Source organism: Cypionkella psychrotolerans, from assembly GCF_001294535.1.
Taxonomy (GTDB): domain Bacteria; phylum Pseudomonadota; class Alphaproteobacteria; order Rhodobacterales; family Rhodobacteraceae; genus Cypionkella; species Cypionkella psychrotolerans.
This window is the reverse complement of record NZ_LGIC01000083.1, coordinates 1-19,516: the sequence shown is the minus strand read 5'-3', so window position 1 is coordinate 19,516 and position 19,516 is coordinate 1. Positions and strand designations below refer to the sequence as shown.

At 59.1% G+C, this 19,516-nt stretch carries 22 protein-coding genes, 1 tRNA gene and 1 pseudogene; 11 read left to right on the top strand and 13 right to left on the bottom strand.

Going from position 1 to position 19,516, the window contains the following annotated elements:
- Window positions 1-35: 35 nt before the first annotated feature.
- The 4 genes from AKV04_RS18605 to fabI form a co-directional block, all read right to left on the bottom strand.
- A complete protein-coding gene (locus AKV04_RS18605) occupies window positions 36-545 on the bottom strand; it encodes a DUF2127 domain-containing protein (protein WP_054007908.1) in 510 nt (169 codons plus the stop codon).
- Window positions 546-725: 180 nt separating this feature from the next.
- A complete protein-coding gene (gene gpt, locus AKV04_RS18600) occupies window positions 726-1,232 on the bottom strand; it encodes a xanthine phosphoribosyltransferase (protein WP_054007907.1) in 507 nt (168 codons plus the stop codon).
- An 11-nt stretch (window positions 1,233-1,243) separates the two neighbouring features.
- Window positions 1,244-1,858: a LysE family translocator gene (locus AKV04_RS18595; RefSeq protein WP_054007906.1), complete on the bottom strand. Its 615-nt coding sequence runs from the start codon at window positions 1,856-1,858 to the stop codon at window positions 1,244-1,246.
- Between the two features lie 28 nt (window positions 1,859-1,886).
- A complete protein-coding gene (fabI, locus tag AKV04_RS18590; RefSeq protein ID WP_202905658.1) occupies window positions 1,887-2,723 on the bottom strand; it encodes an enoyl-ACP reductase FabI in 837 nt (278 codons plus the stop codon).
- 120 nt (window positions 2,724-2,843) lie between these two features.
- On the opposite strand from fabI, the gene pdxH reads away from it, so the two are divergent.
- The 8 genes from pdxH to tdh all read left to right on the top strand — a co-directional run bounded on the left by pdxH (window position 2,844) and on the right by tdh (window position 9,281).
- On the top strand, window positions 2,844-3,446 hold the full coding sequence (pdxH, locus tag AKV04_RS18585; protein WP_156317670.1) for a pyridoxamine 5'-phosphate oxidase: 603 nt from the start codon (window positions 2,844-2,846) through the stop codon (window positions 3,444-3,446).
- Window positions 3,447-3,564: 118 nt separating this feature from the next.
- Entirely contained in the window at window positions 3,565-4,092 is a 528-nt protein-coding gene (locus AKV04_RS18580) for a cold-shock protein (RefSeq protein WP_054007905.1), read from the top strand.
- Window positions 4,068-4,544: a DUF192 domain-containing protein gene (locus tag AKV04_RS18575; protein ID WP_054007904.1), complete on the top strand. Its 477-nt coding sequence runs from the start codon at window positions 4,068-4,070 to the stop codon at window positions 4,542-4,544. The genes AKV04_RS18580 and AKV04_RS18575 overlap by 25 nt, the downstream gene beginning before the upstream one ends.
- Window positions 4,545-4,641: 97 nt before the next feature.
- Window positions 4,642-4,718 (top strand) — tRNA-Pro (locus AKV04_RS18570).
- 120 nt (window positions 4,719-4,838) lie between these two features.
- Window positions 4,839-6,248, top strand: a complete 1,410-nt coding sequence (locus AKV04_RS18565; protein ID WP_054007903.1) for a protein adenylyltransferase SelO — start codon at window positions 4,839-4,841, stop codon at window positions 6,246-6,248.
- Window positions 6,249-6,367: 119 nt separating this feature from the next.
- Window positions 6,368-6,928, top strand: coding sequence for a helix-turn-helix domain-containing protein (locus tag AKV04_RS18560; RefSeq protein ID WP_054007902.1), 561 nt, complete (start codon window positions 6,368-6,370; stop codon window positions 6,926-6,928).
- Window positions 6,929-7,068: 140 nt separating this feature from the next.
- Entirely contained in the window at window positions 7,069-8,259 is a 1,191-nt protein-coding gene (locus AKV04_RS18555) for a glycine C-acetyltransferase (RefSeq protein ID WP_054007901.1), read from the top strand.
- Window positions 8,256-9,281 (top strand): L-threonine 3-dehydrogenase, encoded by a 1,026-nt coding sequence (gene tdh, locus AKV04_RS18550; protein ID WP_054007900.1) that lies wholly within the window; start codon window positions 8,256-8,258, stop codon window positions 9,279-9,281. The genes AKV04_RS18555 and tdh overlap by 4 nt, the downstream gene beginning before the upstream one ends.
- Before the next feature lie 133 nt (window positions 9,282-9,414).
- Here the strand turns inward: tdh and bfr are convergent, their stop codons facing one another.
- Both bfr and AKV04_RS25745 read right to left on the bottom strand, forming a co-directional pair.
- A complete protein-coding gene (gene bfr / locus AKV04_RS18545; RefSeq protein ID WP_054007899.1) occupies window positions 9,415-9,900 on the bottom strand; it encodes a bacterioferritin in 486 nt (161 codons plus the stop codon).
- Entirely contained in the window at window positions 9,848-10,153 is a 306-nt protein-coding gene (locus AKV04_RS25745; protein ID WP_082351737.1) for a (2Fe-2S)-binding protein, read from the bottom strand. Before AKV04_RS25745 ends, bfr begins: the two co-directional genes overlap by 53 nt.
- 181 nt (window positions 10,154-10,334) lie before the next feature.
- Between AKV04_RS25745 and AKV04_RS18535 the strand changes: the two genes are divergently transcribed.
- Window positions 10,335-11,075, top strand: coding sequence for a trimeric intracellular cation channel family protein (locus AKV04_RS18535; protein WP_235815704.1), 741 nt, complete (start codon window positions 10,335-10,337; stop codon window positions 11,073-11,075).
- Between the two features lie 229 nt (window positions 11,076-11,304).
- Here AKV04_RS18535 and AKV04_RS18530 read toward each other — a convergent pair whose 3' ends face one another.
- Genes AKV04_RS18530 through AKV04_RS18510 form a run of 5 tightly spaced genes read right to left on the bottom strand, consistent with a single transcriptional unit; the run spans window position 11,305 to window position 15,526 of the window.
- On the bottom strand, window positions 11,305-11,625 hold the full coding sequence (locus AKV04_RS18530; protein ID WP_054007897.1) for a DUF2190 family protein: 321 nt from the start codon (window positions 11,623-11,625) through the stop codon (window positions 11,305-11,307).
- A gap of 2 nt (window positions 11,626-11,627) precedes the next feature.
- Window positions 11,628-11,846, bottom strand: a complete 219-nt coding sequence (locus AKV04_RS18525; RefSeq protein WP_054007896.1) for a phage head-tail joining protein — start codon at window positions 11,844-11,846, stop codon at window positions 11,628-11,630.
- Window positions 11,847-11,853: 7 nt separating this feature from the next.
- Window positions 11,854-13,629 carry a prohead protease/major capsid protein fusion protein gene (locus AKV04_RS18520; RefSeq protein WP_054007895.1) on the bottom strand — a complete coding sequence of 592 codons (1,776 nt, stop codon included), beginning with the start codon at window positions 13,627-13,629 and terminating at the stop codon, window positions 11,854-11,856.
- Window positions 13,626-14,978 carry a phage portal protein gene (locus tag AKV04_RS18515; protein ID WP_054007894.1) on the bottom strand — a complete coding sequence of 451 codons (1,353 nt, stop codon included), beginning with the start codon at window positions 14,976-14,978 and terminating at the stop codon, window positions 13,626-13,628. The genes AKV04_RS18520 and AKV04_RS18515 overlap by 4 nt, the downstream gene beginning before the upstream one ends.
- A gap of 5 nt (window positions 14,979-14,983) precedes the next feature.
- Complete coding sequence (locus tag AKV04_RS18510; RefSeq protein ID WP_054007893.1) at window positions 14,984-15,526, bottom strand: hypothetical protein; 543 nt, start codon at window positions 15,524-15,526, stop codon at window positions 14,984-14,986.
- A gap of 260 nt (window positions 15,527-15,786) precedes the next feature.
- Here AKV04_RS18510 and AKV04_RS18505 point away from each other — a divergent pair, with 260 nt between their 5' ends.
- Window positions 15,787-16,098: a hypothetical protein gene (locus tag AKV04_RS18505; protein ID WP_156317668.1), complete on the top strand. Its 312-nt coding sequence runs from the start codon at window positions 15,787-15,789 to the stop codon at window positions 16,096-16,098.
- A 512-nt stretch (window positions 16,099-16,610) separates the two neighbouring features.
- Here AKV04_RS18505 and AKV04_RS18495 read toward each other — a convergent pair.
- Window positions 16,611-18,371: a phage terminase large subunit family protein gene (locus AKV04_RS18495; RefSeq protein WP_054007890.1), complete on the bottom strand. Its 1,761-nt coding sequence runs from the start codon at window positions 18,369-18,371 to the stop codon at window positions 16,611-16,613.
- The gene (locus AKV04_RS18490) at window positions 18,361-18,807 is read right to left on the bottom strand and encodes a terminase small subunit (RefSeq protein WP_054007889.1); all 447 of its coding nucleotides are present in this window, start codon (window positions 18,805-18,807) and stop codon (window positions 18,361-18,363) included. The genes AKV04_RS18495 and AKV04_RS18490 overlap by 11 nt, the downstream gene beginning before the upstream one ends.
- A gap of 245 nt (window positions 18,808-19,052) precedes the next feature.
- Here AKV04_RS18490 and AKV04_RS27280 point away from each other — a divergent pair.
- A pseudogene (locus AKV04_RS27280) lies at window positions 19,053-19,516 on the top strand (transposase); the annotation flags it as partial.

Here is a 19,516-nt window from a genome sequence, read left to right as displayed (position 1 = left end):
TTGAGCCGGGGCGGCGAGGGGATAAGGGGTAGGTCTTAGAGCGCGGCGGCCTTGGCGCGGCGCTTGACTTTCAGGGCTTTGTATTCCTGCCAGACCAGTGCGATCATCATCAGATCGAAGAACGCCAGCAGCAGCAGGAACGGCGAGCCTGAGTGCTGAAACTCAAACAGTTGGTAAATCACGAAGCCCGACAGCACCACCATCGCCGCCGGATAAGCCCAGAGGATGCGGGCCCAGAGCATCACCACCATCGCCAGTTTCAGCCCGCCATGCAGCAGCAGATACCAGCCGTAGAAGTCTTGGGTGGCAACCGGAAAGCCCTCCATCGCGCGTTGGGTCCAAGCGGCGAGGGTGTCGGTGGGGTGCTCGGCGATCTGGTAATGGGTCAGCCAGTAGAGCAGCCGCGCTATGGGGGCATTTGGGGTCAAAAGCAGGCCGAGGCCCGCCAGAAACTCGGCGGAACACAGCAAGCCCTTGATCGCAAGGCTGGTCTCGAACAGCCAATGCAGCACGCGGGCTTTGCTGGGGCGGGCGGGGGCTTTCATGCTTAGAGGCCCTGCGTCTGCCGGAACTGTATCAAGGCGGCGCGCACGGGGCAGGGGCAGACGAGCATGAGGCGGCCTTTCCGTTGCCCAGAGGTTGGGCACGCGGATATGGCGCAGATAGCAGCGCGGTTGCAAGCCCTGTTACAAAGGCCTCAAGCAGCCGTCATCTGGGGCTGGGGGTCAGTCTGCGCCGCGGAAGGGTTGGACGTATTGCAGCGCCATATCCCACGGAAAGAAGATCCAAGTGTCTTGGCTGACCTCGGTGATATAGCTGTCGACCTGCGGCTTGCCGGAAGGTTTGGCGTAGACGGTGGCGAAATGCGCGTTGGGGTAGAGTTTGCGCACGACTTCCAGCGTTTTGCCCGAATCCACCAGATCATCGACGATCAGAATCCCGGTGCCGTCGCCCATCAGATCGGCCTGCGGGGCTTTGATGATTTGCGGCACAGCCCCTTGGGTCTGGTGGTTGTAGCTTTTGATCGAGATGGTATCGACGCGGCGGATGTCCAACTCGCGTGCGACGATCATCGCTGGCACCAGACCGCCTCGGGTGATGCCGACCACGGCTTTCCACGCGCCACCGTCCGGGCCTTTGCCATCGAGCCGCCACGCCAGCGCCCGGCTGTCGCGGTGCATCTGATCCCAACTGACGTGAAAGCCTTTTTCATGCGGCAAGCGGTCGTTCATGGCGGGCCCTTTCAGGTGGCGGCGATCTTGAGGCCAAGGATGGCAAGCATACCACCAAAGCATCGGTCGATGATGGATTTCAGGCTGATATAGGCGGCCTTTGAGCGGTGGAAGGAAAAGATGCGGGCCACAACCGTGTTCCAGATCGTCTCATTCAGGAACACCACTGTGAGCAGGGCGGCGTAGACCCATGCCGGGGTGTGCGGCGGTACGGTGCCGACGAAGATCGCCGAGAACAGAACGGCGGGCTTGGGGTTGGCAAGTTGGGTAATCAGGCCGAGGCGGAACGCCGACCAAGCGGTGCGCGGCGGGCGCGTGGTTTCTGACATGTCCAGCGGCTGATCAGCGGATTTCCACATGCCCCAGGCCATGTAGATCAGATAGAGCCCGCCCACGATTTTCAGCGCGTAAAGCAAGGCGGGAGCTGCTTGGAACACCAGGTTCAGGCCAAACAGCGCCGCCATCGCCCAGACCACGCCACCGATACCGATGCCGCAGGCTAAGAAAAACCCGGTGCGCAGGCCCTCGATCACACCAGTGCGCGCCGACATCAGCACGGCGGGGCCGGGGCTAATGGCCACCATCAGATGCAGGAAGGCGACGGCGAGGAAGGCGGTGAGGGTCATCGGTTTGCTCCCTATGGGTTGCGCGGGCTTAGTCCTTACGGCCGGTCACTGCGTCAATATCCGGGGCATCGACGGCTTTCATGCCGACGACATGATAGCCCGCATCGACATGCAGGTTCTCGCCGGTGGTGCCAGAGCCGAGATCGGACAGCAGGTAAAGTGCCGCCTTGCCGACTTCCTCTTGCGTGACATTGCGACGCAGCGGGCTGTTGAGTTCGTTCCACTTCATGATGTAGCGGAAATCGCCGATACCGCTGGCAGCCAAGGTTTTGATCGGGCCTGCCGAGATTGCGTTGACCCGGATGCCGTCTTTGCCAAGGTCTTCGGCGAGGTATTTGACGCTCGCCTCAAGACCGGCTTTGGCCACGCCCATCACGTTGTAATGCGGCATGACTTTTTCGGCACCGTAATAGGTGAGTGTCAGCAAAGAGCCGCCTTCGTTCATCATCGCAGCTGCACGTTGGCAGACGGCGGTGAAGGAATAGACCGAAATATCCATTGTCATCAGGAAGTTGGCGCGGCTGGTGTCGACATAGCGACCGCGCAACTCGGCCTTGTCCGAGAAGCCGATGGCGTGGACGACGAAATCGATCTTGCCCCACAGTTCGGCCAGATGCGCGAACAAAGCGTCGATCGAGGCTTCATCCGCCACGTCACATTCAACGAAAGTGTTCATGCCGATCGAGGCGGCGAGGGGCTCCACCCGCTTTTTCAAAGCCTCGCCCTGATAGGAAAACGCAATCTCAGCACCTTGCGCGGCAATGGCTTGTGCTATGCCCCAAGCGATGGATTTGTCATTGGCCAGCCCCATGATCAGCCCACGTTTGCCCGCCATAAGCGGGCCCGTCACGAGTCCAGTTGACATTCGGTCTTCCCCGTCCACCTTATTTCCTGAAAAAGCTGTGTAGGCGAAAGGTTGCTCTGCATCAAGAGAGAGCGTCAGGGCGAAGTTTGGGCCGCAGGTTTGGCCCCGGAAGGAAAGATCATGGACAGAAGCGGAATTTTTGCGGGCGATGACCCGTTTGCGCTGGCGAAAAGCTGGTTGACGGCGGCGGAAGCCACCGAACCGAACGATCCCAATGCGATTGCGCTGGCGACGGTGGACCCGGACGGGTTGCCGAATGTGAGGATGGTTTTGCTGAAGGATATCGAGCCTGCCTCTTTCGTGTTTTACACCAACTATGGCTCGGCCAAGGGCCGCGAGTTGGACGCTTCCGGCAAGGTGGCCTTTGTGCTGCATTGGAAAAGCCTGCGCCGTCAGATTCGGGTGCGCGGTTTGGTCAGCCGTGAGGAGGGCAAGCCTGCGGATGACTATTACGCCAGCCGCAGTCTGAAGTCGCGGTTGGGGGCTTGGGCCTCGGATCAATCGCAGCCACTTTCCTCCCGGCTGAGTTTGATGGCAGAGGTGGCAAAAGTCACCGCCGCTAAGGGGGCAAATCCCACACGCCCGCCGTTCTGGGGCGGCTTCCGCATTGTTCCTTTAGAGATGGAGTTCTGGGCTGACGGCAACTTCAGGTTGCATGATCGCTTTCGATGGTCACGTCAAGCTATTGATAAACCGTGGGAAATTTTGCGCCTTAACCCGTAAATTTCACGAAGCGTGAAATGATCTGTGCATAAATGCAGAAAAAATAGCACTTGCAACGCCGGGGAATATGACCGCATGACTAGGCCTTAAGGGGCTTTATCTGGGGAAACGGCCTTCTATGAATGATGAAGAAATGGACGTGCAAATTCTGCACGGCCTCGTGAAGTGGTTCGATCCAGCCAAGGGTTTTGGCTTTATAGTCGCAGAGGGACACTCTGGGGATATATTGCTCCATGCCAATGTGCTGCGGAATTATGGGCAAAGCTCGGTCGCTGATGGCGCCGGGATCACGGTAAAAGTGCAACAAACCCAACGGGGTGTGCAAGCGGTGGAGGTCGTGAAGATCGAACCTCCGGCTGGGGCGGTGTTTCCCTTGGGGGAGGATACCGAGCATACAACGCCGGAAGAAATCGCGATCCTGCCGATGGAACCGGCGCGGGTGAAGTGGTTCGACAAGGGCAAGGGCTTTGGCTTTGCCAATGTGTTTGGCCGCAACGAAGATGTTTTCGTGCATGTCGAAGTGCTGCGCCATTCCGGTTTTGCCGATCTTTCAGCGGGCGAGGCGGTCTGCCTGCGCATCGTTGAAGGCAAACGCGGGCGTATGGCGGTGCAGGTGTTGTCATGGGAAGCGGCGGTTCATCTCTGATCGTGTTGGCTTTGGTGTTTGGGGGGGCTGCCCATGCGGGTTGCGCCCCTGATACCGTTGAGCTGCGCGGACCCTCGGGCGTGCAGCGGTTTTCGGTGGAAATCGCCGATTCCGAGGCAGAGCGCAGTCAGGGCTTGATGTTTCGCGAAAAGATGCCCGCTTCGGCGGGGATGCTGTTTGTTTATGAGCAGCCGAAACACGCCTATTTCTGGATGAAAAACACCTTGTTGCCGTTGGATATGGTGTTCGCCGATGCCTCTGGGCTGGTGACGGCAGTCCATAGCGACGCCATGCCGATGGACGAGACGCCGATTGATGGCGGCGCGGGCGTGGCCGTGGTGTTGGAGATCAACGCAGGCTTGGCCAAGCGGATGGGGATTGCGCCGGGGGTGGTGCTGCGCAGCGCGGCTTTGGATCAATCTGTCGCGGCGTGGCGTTGTTCGGACGAGTAAGCCGTTTCGCTGATTTGCAAATCAAATGGCTTTGACACGGCTAGAAGTGCTTTAGCGACTTTTCAATCCCGATAAAGCGCGTTATGAGGCTGGCAGTCGGGGCGTAGCGCAGTCTGGTAGCGCATCTGGTTTGGGACCAGAGGGCCGGGGGTTCAAATCCTCTCGCCCCGACCAATTTCCCAAAATTGCCAATGTCTTCTCAATATTATGATGCGAACAGCGCGCAGGGCATCTGATGTGTTGCCTTGTCCGAGCGGAGCGGGCAGGCCATATCTGTGGCAAAGGAGCCCCGCGATGATCCAGTTTGACAATTCCTATGTGCGCGATCTGCCCGGCACATATCTGCGGCAAGCGCCGGATGTGGCGCCTGCGCCCGCGCTGGTGGTGCTGAATGAGCCGCTGGCGGCGGAATTGGGCCTGATGATCGACGACCCGGCTGGCTGGTTCTCCGGTGCCGTGGTGCCGGAGGGCGCTGAACCTGCGGCTTTGGCCTATGCCGGGCATCAGTTTGGCGGGTTCTCGCCCAGTTTGGGCGACGGGCGGGCGCATCTGTTGGGTGAGTTCCTTGGGTCAGACGGGCGGCGCTGGGATTTGCAGCTGAAAGGCTCCGGCCGCACGCCGTTTTCGCGCGGCGGCGATGGCAAGGCGGCACTGGGGCCGATGCTGCGGGAATATCTGATTTCCGAGGCGATGGCGGCGTTGCGCATCCCCACGACTCGGTCATTGGCGGTGGTGACGACGGGTGAGCAGGTTTTGCGCGAAGCGGGGCCTCTGCCGGGGGCGGTGGTGGCGCGGGTGGCGGCAAGCCATGTCCGGGTCGGCACGTTTCAATTTTTCCACGCGCGTGGCGAGGTGGATAAGCTGCGGGCCTTGTTGGATTATACCATTGCGCGGCATTATCCGGGGGTGGAGGGCGCGCTGGGACTGTTCGATGCGGTTGTGGCGGCGCAAGCGCGGTTGATCGCGCAATGGATGGGGGTGGGCTTCATCCATGGCGTGATGAACACTGATAATATGGCGCTGTCGGGCGAGACGATTGACTATGGGCCCTGCGCGTTCATGGAGGCCTATGCGCCGGGGACGGTGTTTTCCTCGATTGATCGGCAGGGGCGCTATGCCTATGCCAATCAGCCGCTGATTCTGGGCTGGAATCTGGCGCGTCTGGCCGAGACTTTGCTGCCGTTTTTCGATGTGGATGCCGAGCGCGCGATCGATCTGGCGAACGCGCGGCTGGAGGGGATCGCTGAGATTTATCGGGTGGAATGGGTCGCGGTGATGCGGGCCAAGCTGGGGTTGCTCGGCGAAGATGCGGGCGACGGCGCGCTGGCGGATGATTTTCTGCTGGCGATCCAAGGGGTTGATTGGACGCTGGCGTTTCGGCGTCTGGCGTGGGCGGTGGAGGATGAGGCCGCCCTTTTGTCCTTGTTCGAAGATGGCGCGGCAATCAAAGCTTGGCTGCCACGCTGGCGCGCACGGCTGCAGGAGGACGCGGCGGTCGCGATGTTGGCGGTAAACCCAGCCGTTATTCCGCGCAATCATCTAGTGGAGGCTGCACTGGAGGCGGCGACTTTGGGCGATCTGATGCCGTTTCAGGCGCTGTTGGTGCAGGTGCGCGATCCGTTTGCGACGGAAGCGGGGCGCGAGGGGTTCACCCTGCCCGCACCGACGGGGTTTGGCCGCTATGTCACCTATTGCGGCACCTGAGCCCGGCAGCGTGACGGGGGGCGGAATTCGCGCGAATTCCGGCACGATTTCCGCGCGGAAATCGGCGTGGTGTGGGCTGGGGCGTTGACGGATGGCTTCTGTCTAGGCAGGGTAGCGCGATGAATCCGAGGTCTGATATCCATGACAGGTTGGCGGCCTCGTTGCGTGAGGCGCGCAAGGCGCGTGGGCTGAGCCTTGATGCGGTGGCCAAGCTATCCGGGGTCAGCCGATCCATGGTCAGCCAGATTGAGCGGGGGGAATCCTCGCCGACCGTGGCGACCTTGTGGAACCTGACGCAGGCCTTGCAGGTGGATTTCGCCGGGCTTTTGGAGGGCCGACCCGAGGTGGGGATCGAAGTGATCCGCGCGGGTGCTGCTCCGGTGATCGGCGGCCGTGGTGTTGGGGTTTCCATCCGTATCCTGTCGCCCGCCGATGCGGTGGGCGAGCATGAGGTGTATGATTTGCGCTTGGCTGCCAATGGCTTGCTGGAATCCGAGCCACATTCTGCGGGCTGCCGCGAGCATCTGACGGTGATCGAAGGCCAGATCCGTGTGCGCTCGGGTGAGGATGAGCAGGTGTTGGGGCCGGGCGATACCGCGCGTTATCCGGCGGACCGCGATCATGCGATTGCGGCCGAGGCGGGTGCTGCGCGGGCTTTGCTGATCGTGCAGGATAGTTGAGGCGGGCGGGGGCTAGCCCCCGCACCCCCAGGATATTTAGGCCAATGTGAAATGGAATCCGGTTGAGCGGACGGATTTCCGTTATGTTGACTTTCACTTTGGTCTGCGGTTATATCCGTTAAGTTGGAGGAAATTCTGCCATGACAGATACACGCTTTCTAAACCATTTGCGCACTACGCTTGCCGGGATTGAGGCCGATGGGCTGATGAAACGGGAGCGGTTGATTGAGGGTGGTCAAGGCGCGCGGGTGCGGGTGGCGGGGCGCGAGATGCTCAACCTTTGCGCCAACAATTATCTGGGCTTGGCGGATGATCCTCGGCTGGTGCAGGCTGCCAAGGCGGCGATGGACAGCCACGGCTATGGCATGGCCTCGGTGCGCTTCATTTGTGGGACGCAAGATTTGCATCGCCAGTTGGAGACGCGGATTGCGGATTACCTCGGGATGGAAGATTCGATCCTGTTTGCCGCCTGTTTTGACGCCAATGGCGGGCTGTTTGAGCCGCTGTTGGGCGAGGCGGATGCGATTGTCTCGGACAGCCTTAACCACGCCTCGATCATTGACGGCGTGCGGCTGTGCAAGGCCAAGCGCTATCGCTTTGCCAATAACGACATGGTCGATCTTGAGGTGCAGCTTGCGACCGCCGTGAGGGATGGTGCGCGGTTTATCATGATTGCGACCGATGGTGTGTTTTCGATGGACGGCACCCTCGCCAACTTGCCCGCGATTGCCGCTTTGGCCGAGAAATACGGCGCGTTGACCATGGTGGATGATTGCCATGCCACCGGGTTCATGGGGCCGCAGGGGCGGGGGACGCCGTTTCATGCCGGGGTGAAGGTTGACGTGTTGACCGGGACTTTGGGCAAGGCGCTTGGCGGGGCTTTGGGCGGCTATATCGCCGGACCGCAGCCAATGGTTGATTTGCTCAGGCAGCGGGCGCGGCCATATTTGTTCTCTAATGCTCTGCCGCCTGCGGTGGTTGGGGCGGCACTTGTGGCGTTGGATATTGTGGAGGGCGCGGATGATCTGCGCGCGCAGTTGTTCCACAATGCCGCCTATTGGCGGGCGGGGTTGGAGGCGATTGGCTTCCGGCTGCTGCCCGGTGAGCATCCGATTGTGCCGGTCATGTTGGGCGACGCACCGCTTGCGCAGAGTTTTGCGCGGGCGCTGGATGCGCGCGGGGTGATGGTTTCGGCGTTTTTCTATCCGGTGGTGCCGCATGGTGGGGCGCGGATCAGGACGCAGATGAACGCTGCGCTAACCGTGGATGATTTGGATTTTGCGCTGGCGGCGTTTGAGGCGGCGGGTAGGGAAGTGAGGGCGATCCGATGAAGGCTTTGGTCAAGGCGAAGGCGGAAGTTGGGCTTTGGATGCAAGAGCGTGCCGTGCCCGAGATTGGGCCGGAGGACGTGTTGATCAAGGTGAAGAAGACCGGGATCTGCGGCACCGATATTCACATCTGGAACTGGGATGAATGGGCGGCTCGGACGGTGCCTGTTGGCCTTGTGACCGGGCATGAGTTTGCTGGCGAGATCGTGGCAAAGGGGACTTTGGTTGAGGGGCTGGCGATTGGTCAGCGTTGTTCGGGCGAGGGGCATTTGATTGGCAAGCTTTCCCGGCAATCTCGGGCGGGAAAGTTCCATCTGGACCCAGCGACGCGGGGGATTGGGGTGAATGAGCCGGGGGCGTTCGCGGAATATCTGCGGCTGCCTGCATTCAATGTGGTGCCTTTACCGGATAGCATTGATGATGAGATTGGCGCGATCCTCGATCCGCTGGGCAATGCGGTGCATACGGCCTTGAGTTTTGATCTGGTCGGCGAGGATGTTTTGATCACCGGGGCGGGGCCGATCGGGATCATGGCAGCGGCGGTGGCGCGGCATGTTGGGGCGCGGCATGTGGTGATCACGGATATTAATCCGGCGCGGTTGAAGCTGGCGGCGGAAGTGGCGGATGTGACGCCGGTGAATGTGGCTTCCGAGGATTTGAAGGATGTGATGGCGCGGTTGAAGATCGTACAGGGCTTTGATGTTGGCATGGAAATGTCGGGCAATCAGCGCGGCTTGGATCAGATGATCGAGGCCTTGGTGATGGGCGGCAAGATTGCGATGTTGGGGATTCCGCCGGGGAAATCTCCGGTCGATTGGAGCCGGATTGTGTTCAAGGCGATCACCATCAAAGGGGTTTATGGGCGCGAGATTTTCGAGACCTGGTACAAGATGATCGCGATGCTGGAGAATGGGTTGGACGTTCGGAAAGTCATCACTCACCGCTTTGGGGTGGATGAGTTTCAGACCGGGTTTGAGGTGATGCGGTCGGGGCAGTCGGGCAAGGTGGTGCTGGACTGGGCGTGAGCTGTCCGCGTGTGGACAGGCTGTCTGTCTGTGGAAAATCAAGGGGTTAAGCGGGGCTTGTTCAGACCTTGTTAACCGTTGTGCGGGTTTTGCGTTGGGGAGGGGAGGCGGAACACGCCTCCCCTTCGTGCGTTTATTCGGCCTGATCGGCGGGTTTGGCGTTGAGCATGGCGTATTTTTCTTCGCCAAGGCGGCCCAGCAAACCAAGCTGAGTCTCCAGAAAGTCTATGTGACCTTCCTCATCGGCGGTCAATTCGTCAAACAGCGCGCGGGTGACGAAATCGCCGACCTGATCGCAGTAGCGCCGCGCCTCGATATAGAGGGTGCGGGCTTCATGCTCGGCGGCAAGGTCACATTCCAGCGTCTCACGCACGGTTTGGCCGATCCGCAGAGAATCCAGTTTTTGCAGGTTGGGATGGCCTTCGAGAAAGATGATCCGGGTGATCAGCCTGTCAGCGTGGTGCATCTCTTCGATGCTTTCGGCCCGGCTTTTCGCGGCCAGATGGCCCAGGCCCCAATCATCTTGCAGGCGGTAATGCAGCCAATACTGGCTGACGGCGGTCAGTTCAGAGCGCAGCGCCGCGTTGAGATACTCTATGACTTTGGGGTCGCCCTTCATGGGACATTCCTTTCACGCTGCGCAAATTCGGCGTCTGGGGGCCAGACGCCACCGCCGATACAACGCCGAAATTCGCAGATTGACGCATCGTGTCAAGGAACAAGGGCATACAGCCGCCGCAGTCGGCGCGTTTGCCCAAAGCATGATAGATTTTTCCCGGCGTGATGATCGTGTCGGGGTCGGACGCGCGCATCCAATCGACGGCGGCGCGGATGTCATGATCCGAAATAGCTTGGCAGTGGCAGACGATCACGAGGGGCACCGTATGTCGAAAAGCGGTTTGCCGGGGTAACCTAGCGAAATGGTAAGAAATGTAAACCTGATTCTTTTAGTTGGATATAGCGGGTTAAAGCTTTGGCGCGGCAGAGTGGCGGCATTGCGCACCAAGCTGGCCTCAGCCAATGTCTCAAATGTATCCCATTGGCGGTGCCGTGATGATCGCGCGGCCCGCGCCACACTATGAAACCCGACTGACCCATCAGGAAAGCCCGACCGTGACAGATATTGCTCAGTTGTTTCAGGATCAGCTTGCGCAGGCGCAGATATGGCAGACGTCGATTCAGCGCATGCTGGATTTGGCGGCGGCTGCGGTTTTTGCCGTGACGGGGGCGCTGGTCGCGTCGCGCAAGCAGATGGATATCGTGGGATTTCTGTGGCTTGGGGTGGTGACAGGGGTGGGCGGCGGCACGTTGCGTGATCTGCTTCTGGGCGTTCCGGTGTTCTGGGTGATTGATCCGGCCCCGGTTGCGGTCTGTCTGGCGGTTGCGGCGCTGGTGCATTTTGGCGCGCATCTGCTGGGCTCGCGCTACCGGGTGGTGCTGTATCTGGACGCGTTCGGCATGGCTTTGGTCACGATTGCGGGCACCAGCAAGGGTTTGGATGCGGGGGCGGGGCCGCTGGTTGCTGTGGTCATGGGGGTGATCACGGCGGCCTTCGGCGGCATTATCCGCGATTTGCTGGGACAAGAGCCGTCGATTCTACTGCGGCGGGAAATCTATGTGTCGGCCTCGGCAGTGGGCGCGGTGCTGTTTGTCGGGCTGATTGCGCTTGGTTTTTCGCGCGATGCGGCGATGACGGTGGGATTGACGGCGGCTTGCCTGATCCGGGTTCTGGCCATTCGCTTTGACTGGGCGCTGCCAGTATTTCGCCCGCGCCCCGAGCGCCCACCGCTTTGATAAGGTGTCAGGATTTCGGGGAACCTATGGAGGCGGGTATCGCTACCATAGCCATTGATAATAAAAGATAAAATCTGAGAGTCCGTCACATTTACCGCCGTTCCCTAAAGTGATGAATCGGGAAACGAACCGACGAATGCGGATCTTAGTTGCGCTACATCTCATTGTTGGACGCAGTTTCGGCGGCGGGTAGCACGATTGCCCGCCGCCGATCCGATTCGAGTCCACACTAGCCCAGTTTGACGTGGACCGATGCGGAAGGGTTTGCAGCCGCCGCCGTGGCGATGCCCAGCCGGGTGTTACCGCTGGAGGTCGTCGTCGCCAGTTCGGTTGTAGCGTCATAGTAGACGACAGCGCCAAGGCCGATGGCTTGGGCATTAACCTTGGGCACCGAAAAGACGCCTTTTGTGACAAGATCCAGATCGGCACCAGAAGCGGCGTCACCAGCCGCAATGCCGATAAACGCGCCGACGATAACAACATCACCAGACGCCACAGCGGCTGGGCTCGGCATGGTCAAGGTATCACCCGGTTGAATGTAGTTTTTCATGCTCAGAGTCCTTTCGAGGTTTGGAAGCGGACTGTTGCGTGCCGCTGAATTGGTGCAAGTTCGGCGTCGATCGCCGCAATGGCTTTCGCCATCTCAGAGTCTGATTTGTATTCGATCTCTTCGCCAGTGGAGTCGCGGGCGCGACGGGTGCCACTATAGCGGGCTTCCTTCAGCCGGTCGCGCCATTCAGCAAGTTTTGAATGAAGCGCCTGTTGATTCATTGGCATATCAGGCACCCGCGTTCCGATAGGCGCCGCGGTGATCAACGGCACCAGCGCCGAAGTCCAACACGACACGGAATTCACGGCCCAGAGTTTCCCAGCCGTCGCGGCTAGACAATTGCGGACCCGGCGCGCTGGACAGGTAAGCATATTCCAGCACGGGTGCGCTGGCAGGATCGGCGAAAACATACCAGCCGTTACCCGTGATCCGGGGTTCAACAAGCAGGCTCAGCTTCCCGCCAAACGGGTTGGCGTCACCAGTCGTCGTGGCGTTGATCGTCGTCAACAGCTTTTCAGCTGCGGTTTCAAGCGTCGGCCCAACCAGCAAATACTTCGGTACCACGTTCACCGGAGTCGCGCCGTCCAAGCCCTTTTGGGTGCGCATGGCAAGACGCGCGGCCGAAAGTGTAGCTTCCGACAAAGCAACCCCAGCGCCCGCTAGGTTGCCGTGGGTGGCGTGAAACAGGTTTTCCCCATCGGACAGCTTAACACCGCCGCCTGCGTTTGCCGTCAATAGGGCAATGAGCTGGCCAGCTTCGGTTTCAGCTGCGGCGCGGCCCATCATCTCGCCCCAGCGCCCGAATGCGCCTAGGTCGTCATTGATAATTGCCTTGCGCGAAAGTGCGAACGTGCCGCCGAAGGTTTCTAGGGCGTAACCTTCCTTCGCTTCTGCGGTGGAGATGGCTTTGATCTCGCCCGCCTCCGTCACCTTCTGAAGCCCGCTGAACTCGCCCAACTTTAGGATAGACAGCGCGCGGAAGTCCGAGGCGGTGCGTTGGCGTGCCAAAGCCTTCAGGGCCGATTGTGCGGCCTGATAGGCGTTTGCCAGCACGCGATTGCCGGCACCGGTCAGCAGTTGGGGGAAGTCGCTGGTGGTGTGCATTGCACGGGTCAACAGTTCTTCGGCCCCAAGATTGCGAACGGACACGCCAGAAGATGCCAGCGCTTCGCGGGCAAGATCATGCAGGCCCAAAGTCATGAATGGGCGGGCAGCATCGGAAGGGGCGGTGCCCATCATGCGGCAAGCCAAAGCTTCAGACTGGTGCCCGCGATTCAGTGCCGGGTCGTCATTCGCGGGCGCGGCGGTGCGAATGGTTGCTGCCGTGCGTTTCTGCCGTGCTGCAAGCGCGGTTTCCCGCGCGTCGTCGATCACTTCGGCGTCGGAAAGCACTTCGCCCGCATCTTGCATCCGCGTTCCCCATTCATCGGTAAGGGCGGGATGGGCGGTGCGGCAACGCTGAATAAGTGCGGCGCGATCTTCGGTTTCTACATCTTTGGGCATTTTGCAGTCCTTCTTTTGCCGCACGCCCGCGTTCGGGTCGGCGGGATTTGAGGTAAGAGTCACTTCCGTAAGCGTTGCGCGGGTTGCGGATTTCACGCGCTGCCCGCCTTCGCGGCGGGTTGCCCATCCGGCCACGCGGTAGCCGATTGAGATTCCACGCAAGGTGCCGTCCGCGATGCGCTGCCCGATCGGGGCAACGTCTTCGGCGGCAGACAACTGCAGGTCAGCCACGATAGAGTCGCCTTCGCGCCGAATGGCCAAAGTTCGCCCAAGGATCGCCCGAACAGTTGCGGTGTTGTGGGAGTCCAGCACCGGCAGGCTTTGCGCCGATAAGTCGAAAGCTTCGGCGGGCAACACTTCCGCGAAAGGCCCGGTTGCATCTTGGCGCATCACCGGAGTCGCCGTGGCAATCACAGCGCTAAACGTGCGGGTTTCGGCGTTGTAAGAATTTGCCTGAAAATCCGCTTGTCGGGTCAGGGTATCAGAGACTCTTTCGTTCACTTTTGGATTCCCTTTTGTTCTTGCGACGTTTCGCCGTTGGCAGGGCGCTGGAAGGCATCGGCCGCAATCTCGGCATCAAGATCAGCCAAAGCCCATCCGCGTTCTGCGACAGCTTTCTTGCGGCTGGTGAGCCCAGCTTCCAATTCTGCAACGGTTGCCTGAGTATCCTTGAGCGGGTCCACCTGAAGCGGCCGCGGTGGCAACCATTCTACCTTGAGGAAGCGTCGCGGGTCGGCTTCGAAGTCGGCAAGATCACCAGCAACGGCAGCCCATTCGATAACCAAACGCCAAATCGGATTCAGCATTTGCGGCACAAAAACGTGGTACTGCGTTTGCTCGACTCTTTGACGGAAGGGTAGAAGGCCAGCCCGCAAGCTGGAATAGTTTGCATCCGATAGGTCGCCGGAAAGCATATATTCTGGCATCCCCAATCCGGCCGCGAGTTGCCGCAAGCCCAATTTCAGTAGGGGTTCCACCTGCGATACTTGGGAAGGCGTGGCGAATCTTACATCCCAGCCGCCTGTCAGTTTTTGCAGCGTGCCAGGTTCAAGGCTGGGCTGGGATTCGCCTTCGAATGGATCATCGCCGCCGGTTGCATTCGGGTTCACCACAAACCCGGCAAACATCGCCGCGACCTTCGCGCCCATCTGCAAAGCGTCCTGGAGTTGGTCCAATTCGTTCGCGGGCAAAATGATCGGGGCAAGCCATGAAACGCCACGCACTTGGCCAGCGCCAAGCGGCTTGAAAACGTGTAGGACATTTTCAGCAGCAATGCGGATTGGCGTTCCGGTTGTTGCGAATACATCGGTAGGCCGCGCGGGCAGCACGTGATAGGCGGCGCGCGTGCCATCGGCATTGAATTCAACGCCTGAGACAATGAATCTCCCTTCACCAAGATCGCGAGTCATGGACTCGTCTACCAGCTCGGGCGGGATTAAGCGCAGATGCGGCCCCATCTCGGAGTCGATAATCTGGGCGAAGGCTTCACCGTCTACCACAAGCGCGCGGGCAATTTCAGCCTGAAGCCCCCAGAAATCTGTACGTCCATCTGCATCGGCAGTTTCCGCCCAGACATTGAACGCCGCCACCCCATCAGCTTCGCCGGTTGGCACGATACCAGATCCGACAAGTGCCCCTGTTAGGTTTCCTACGGCATTCGCAATCCATGCGTTATTTGCAGCGGCGTAGCGGGCACGGTCGCGCAGGGTAGGTCCCGCCAACATGGTTTCGGTGCCAGTGCGCCCGAATGAGCCAATGCCGAAACCGCGACGGCCGCCGGCTGCACCGTCAAAGCGGCGAACTTGCGGAGGTTGCGCAGGCGTGCGGCGGAACAGATCAAGGATGCCCAATCGGATTAATCCTTAGTCATCGGTGGCAGGAATTGCGCGATAATGTTGGCAGCGGGTAGGGTGAAGCGAGCAATCTCCATGCCAGTTTCTTGCCCGCGTTGCTGCAGTGCTGACTCGACCTTTTCGCTGGCGGATGTGTCTTTTTTCCAGTCAGCCTGAACGCTGACAGATCGGTCTGCCGTCATAATAATGTGCAGCGCGAAAACTTCTCCGTTCTCGACACGCTCAATTGCTTCGTCGGATTGGCTAAGTCCAACGAAACCACCGCGAGTCGGTTTGCGGCGTGTACCAGAACCGCTCAACCACCGGGTCAGTGAATCAATGGTAGTTCTAGGAATACCAAACTCGGCTGCAATGTGGGCAAGCCTAATCGTTACCGCCCCACCACGGTCATATAGAAAAACGCGGCCATGCTGCGAAATTGGAGGAAGGAAGTGCCGTTGCACCAGATTGCGAAGCGATTTTTCGTAAGCTGTGAACTGTTCGACTTCGATTCCGTCGATGCCAGCAGCAAAAGCGGCGATCTGGGCTAGCGTGAATTCTGACATTCTCTGATCTCCTGTTCGGCTTTATATCTCATAAATGAGTTGACGAGTCAATGACCCTGTGGCAAGGTTAGCGAGTCCAAAGTTCGTATCATCGCAGGGGGCGGGAAGCCGCCCTTTGCAGCTCAAGGTTTGGCGGGGCAGGGGATTCATCTCCCCTCATGCCACGCGGCCGATGATCGGGGGTCAGAGTCCGAGGCGTCGGTATTGGCGGCGGCGCGGCATATGAACCGCCGCCGCCATTCAACTTAGATGGAGTCCGCATGATCAATCTAGAGTCATCCGCAAAGATTGATCAGCGCTTTAGCAACAGATTTCCAAAGCGTCATTTTTGGCTTCGGCCCGCAACATTTGAAGAACGTGTGACCCTAGCCGAAGCTTCCCCCGCCGGTGCATCCCTTTGCATCGCAATCGCGAAGCGCGGCGGCGATTTCTTTGCAATCCCGTTCTGGTCGTTATCCAGCGACGTTGCCGATGCAACAGAAGACGCCGCTGCAATGGTGATAGCTCGGGCTGCGCAGGCCGTCCGCGAAGGATCTCTTGCGATGATTGCGCCAATGCGGTCGGGTCGCTGACTTTCACCTTAAACGTGACTTTCACTTTATAAGTTTATGGAAATAAAAGATTTTTTGTGGAATGATGATTCTATCGAAACAGATGGAGTTGGAAATGACATATTCAATGCAGTGCCAAGCGGGGCGCGATCATGCTACCAAAATAATGCAGGAAGTCGCGCAAACTCGGAATCTGCCCAAGATGGCGAGGGCAATACGCGAAGCCGCGGAGGACGAGACCGGTTACGGCGCTGGGTTCCTGTTTGGGATCAGCGATGAGGTGGTAAAATGAACGTCTGCTTTGAATTGAGTGGCTCGATTCTATTTCAATGCGAGATGAGTAGCGTTCCACAAATCGGATCAGTTGTTAGATTGCGGACGCAGCAATACAAAAAAGGGCTTTATGCCGGATCTTTTATTGAATTTGAAGTAGGCCGTCACGATGCGCCGACTTTCGATCTGATCGAGAATGTATGTTACATTTCGGTAAATGGTTACACAGTTATTGAGCTTGGGCCTAAGCCCGAGGGCGATTAGCCTCCAGAAAGCCAACGACTCTTGATCAAACCTGCCACCTTCTTAGGCGCCGCGGCGCTGGAAACTTCGGCCTGCCGCGCTTCTACCTTCTGCCCGATCAACTGCCGTGCGGCCCAAGCGTAACAAGTTGCGTCCAAGGTCTCAGCACGCCGCCCCTTAACCCTTTCAAACCGTGCCTCAGGCCGGCCGCGTGTATAACGGATCATGCGGCGTTCGCTTGCGAGCTGTTCAAAAAAGATCGCTTGCAGCACTTCGGAAAACCTTAAGCCCTGAGCACGCGCTAGGCGGTTGAATAGTTGCGATTTCAGTGCGTCCACGCCAGCGAGCCATAGCATCTGCCCCTTGGTGCCGCTGCGCTGCAGGAAGGGGCGTGAAAAGCCCGCTACGCCCTTAATCGAGACCACACGCCGCCCGAACCGTGGCCGGGTGAAGGCGTGAACTATTTCAGTGTGGCCCCCATCGCCGGAATCGATGCAAGCGGCGTCAATTCGGATCGTACCACCAGAAGGGTGTTGCCAAGTCTGCCGCAACAGCGAGTCCAGATCAGCCCAAACGGCCTCCCCGTCGATCGGCCCCCAGAAGACTTCGTGCCCAAGTGCGAAAAGCTCGGTTTCGCCGTGGCCCAAGATGACGGCTTCTAGACGGTCGTCCTGGCAATCGACTCCTACAGTCAGCCAAAGCACTTCAGGCGGTAAGGCTTCGAGGCTGAAGGCTTCACGCCGCTGGAATAGCTCATGTTCATCGAGATCCTGGCCTTCAGTTTTCCAAGGCTGCCCCAAAATCGTATTAACGAACGGCTGCAAGGTTTCCGGGCTGCGTTTAGCCTGCAAGAATTCGGCCGCCAACTTCCCCCATCGCGCGTTGAAATGGGGGCTGATCAGGCAATTTACAGCGAAGCCAGCGTGCCCTTTTATCTCTGGTGCGGTTGCCCGCCAATGTCCATTTGCCACCATTTCCGGCTTAAACCGCTCTTCGACAATGCAGCCATTGCGGGGGCAAACCCAATGCGCCAATTCCGGTTTGGCTTCAGGCCATTGGATTGCCTCCCATTTGATTTCTGCAAACTCGCCGCACGATGGGCAGAGGCATTCATAGATCCTTTGATCGGACTCAGAATAAAGGCGGGTTATTGGCCCATAATCGAAAATGGGAGTCGAGCCCGCCAAAATTTTGCGGTCGCGAAAGGTCATTGTTCGCATCTCTGCCAACTTGATCGGGTCGCCTTCTTGGGTGATTTCGTAGCCGTCTATTTCGTCCATAGCGAGGAATCGCGTTGTATGGCGGCGAAGGTTGCGCGGTGACTTCGCTGCAAGGAACTTAAGGCTACCGCCTGAAAAGCGCCGCGCAAGCATGGTAGATCGGCCCGAATCGTCGGCATCGTCGGAAAGCAAGCCGCGAAGCGCGGGCGATGCCTCAAACATGGATTCTAGTTCTACTGAAAAATCTCTAGCATCATCTGCGGTACCTTGTAGCGCGATGATGGGGGCAGGGCTGTTTGCAACAAAACTGGCAATGGTCGCGCTTAACCATTGCGTGTAGCCAATTCGCGCGCCCTTCAGGATTGTCAGGCGTTCAATTTCTGGATCTTCAATGGCTTCGCACCAGCCGCGCTGGAAAGGCCAAAGCTCCATGCGCCCAGGAAGGGCGGATGCGCTGGCGGGAATGTAGACCGTGGACTCAATCCACTGTGCGAGCGGCACATGCGGCGGTGGGCGAAGGGCTTGCAGGGCGTTCCTGCGAACGATTTCAATTCCCATCGGCCAAACCCTCCAGCACCTTGCGGATTTCCCGATCGAGAGTTGCCGTGTCGGTTGCTGTCAGGTGTGGCAGGACAGCGCCGCAGCGCGACGGCACGGCCAGCAAAGCGTTGCGGATATCTCGCAAGATCGCAGCCCATTGGCGAGTCACAGCATCCGACTCCACCAGATCGCCGCTTTCCCGCTTCACGCGGGTTTCTTCTTTATCAGCCTGGGCGCGGGTTAAGCGCAGCTTTTCCGCTTTGAGGTCATCGCCACCCTCGGCCGGTCGCCCAGCCCGTACAGCGCCTTCCTGAAGCCGTGAGACGTAACGCTTCACCGATGCCGCAACATCGAACTGCCCGCGGCCTGACCGAACGAAAACACCGTCGCGTGCCAAGGTCCGAATTCGAGACGAGGCAAGGCCCAGAAAATCAGAAATTTGAGCTTCTGACATTGTTGCAGGGATGCCAGATGCGACAGGCCCTATTTGCGCGTCGGCTAGAAGGTCGCTTAAGTCGGATGCGCTATGGCCCATCATGCGGCCCCACTTCTCTGGAAAAATTTGTAAAGCGTCTTCTTTTGGGGTCTGAGATACCCGCGGTAGCCCACCCCTCGGGTAGTACCTTGGCGATTGCCCACTGAATAGCCCCTAGATTTGTAGACGCCTTGCTTGGTAATTTTGGAAGCAAGGAGGACGATATGTCCACGAACAAATTCACAGATGAGTTCAAGCGCGATGCGGTCGCACAGGTCGAGGATCGGGGCTACCCGGTGCGCGAGGTGGCCGAGCGATTGGGGGTCAGCACCAAGTCGATCTACACATGGCAGAAGCAGTTTTCGCGGCCCGCAAAGGTGATCCAAGAGGTCGATGCGCAAGCTGATGAGATCCGCCGGTTGAAGCGAGATCTGCTGCGGGTCACGGAGGAACGGGACATCCTAAAAAAGGCGACCGCATACTTCGCCAGGGAATCCCGGTGAGGTATGCGTTTATCGCCGAACACCGGCCAATCTTTGCCGTCAGGGCTATGTGCCGGATGCTGGCCGTTCATCCGAGCGGCTTCTATGCATGGCTGCGTGAACCTTTTTGTCAGCGTGCGCTGGAGGATCAGCGCCAAACGGTGCTGTTGAAGCAGGCTTGGGATGACAGCGGCGAGGTCTATGGA

What these genes read in the sequence shown, in the direction of transcription:
- AKV04_RS18605 (WP_054007908.1), bottom strand. Translation starts at nt 545, where the DNA reads ATGAAAGCCCCCGCCCGCCCCAGCAAAGCCCGCGTGCTGCATTGGCTG.
- gpt (WP_054007907.1), bottom strand. Translation starts at nt 1,232, where the DNA reads ATGAACGACCGCTTGCCGCATGAAAAAGGCTTTCACGTCAGTTGGGAT.
- AKV04_RS18595 (WP_054007906.1), bottom strand. Translation starts at nt 1,858, where the DNA reads ATGACCCTCACCGCCTTCCTCGCCGTCGCCTTCCTGCATCTGATGGTG.
- fabI (WP_202905658.1), bottom strand. Translation starts at nt 2,723, where the DNA reads ATGTCAACTGGACTCGTGACGGGCCCGCTTATGGCGGGCAAACGTGGG.
- pdxH (WP_156317670.1), top strand. Translation starts at nt 2,844, where the DNA reads ATGGACAGAAGCGGAATTTTTGCGGGCGATGACCCGTTTGCGCTGGCG.
- AKV04_RS18580 (WP_054007905.1), top strand. Translation starts at nt 3,565, where the DNA reads ATGAATGATGAAGAAATGGACGTGCAAATTCTGCACGGCCTCGTGAAG.
- AKV04_RS18575 (WP_054007904.1), top strand. Translation starts at nt 4,068, where the DNA reads ATGGGAAGCGGCGGTTCATCTCTGATCGTGTTGGCTTTGGTGTTTGGG.
- AKV04_RS18565 (WP_054007903.1), top strand. Translation starts at nt 4,839, where the DNA reads ATGATCCAGTTTGACAATTCCTATGTGCGCGATCTGCCCGGCACATAT.
- AKV04_RS18560 (WP_054007902.1), top strand. Translation starts at nt 6,368, where the DNA reads ATGAATCCGAGGTCTGATATCCATGACAGGTTGGCGGCCTCGTTGCGT.
- AKV04_RS18555 (WP_054007901.1), top strand. Translation starts at nt 7,069, where the DNA reads ATGACAGATACACGCTTTCTAAACCATTTGCGCACTACGCTTGCCGGG.
- tdh (WP_054007900.1), top strand. Translation starts at nt 8,256, where the DNA reads ATGAAGGCTTTGGTCAAGGCGAAGGCGGAAGTTGGGCTTTGGATGCAA.
- bfr (WP_054007899.1), bottom strand. Translation starts at nt 9,900, where the DNA reads ATGAAGGGCGACCCCAAAGTCATAGAGTATCTCAACGCGGCGCTGCGC.
- AKV04_RS18535 (WP_235815704.1), top strand. Translation starts at nt 10,335, where the DNA reads ATGATCGCGCGGCCCGCGCCACACTATGAAACCCGACTGACCCATCAG.
- AKV04_RS18530 (WP_054007897.1), bottom strand. Translation starts at nt 11,625, where the DNA reads ATGAAAAACTACATTCAACCGGGTGATACCTTGACCATGCCGAGCCCA.
- AKV04_RS18525 (WP_054007896.1), bottom strand. Translation starts at nt 11,846, where the DNA reads ATGAATCAACAGGCGCTTCATTCAAAACTTGCTGAATGGCGCGACCGG.
- AKV04_RS18510 (WP_054007893.1), bottom strand. Translation starts at nt 15,526, where the DNA reads ATGTCAGAATTCACGCTAGCCCAGATCGCCGCTTTTGCTGCTGGCATC.
- AKV04_RS18505 (WP_156317668.1), top strand. Translation starts at nt 15,787, where the DNA reads ATGATCAATCTAGAGTCATCCGCAAAGATTGATCAGCGCTTTAGCAAC.
- AKV04_RS18495 (WP_054007890.1), bottom strand. Translation starts at nt 18,371, where the DNA reads ATGGGAATTGAAATCGTTCGCAGGAACGCCCTGCAAGCCCTTCGCCCA.
- AKV04_RS18490 (WP_054007889.1), bottom strand. Translation starts at nt 18,807, where the DNA reads ATGTCAGAAGCTCAAATTTCTGATTTTCTGGGCCTTGCCTCGTCTCGA.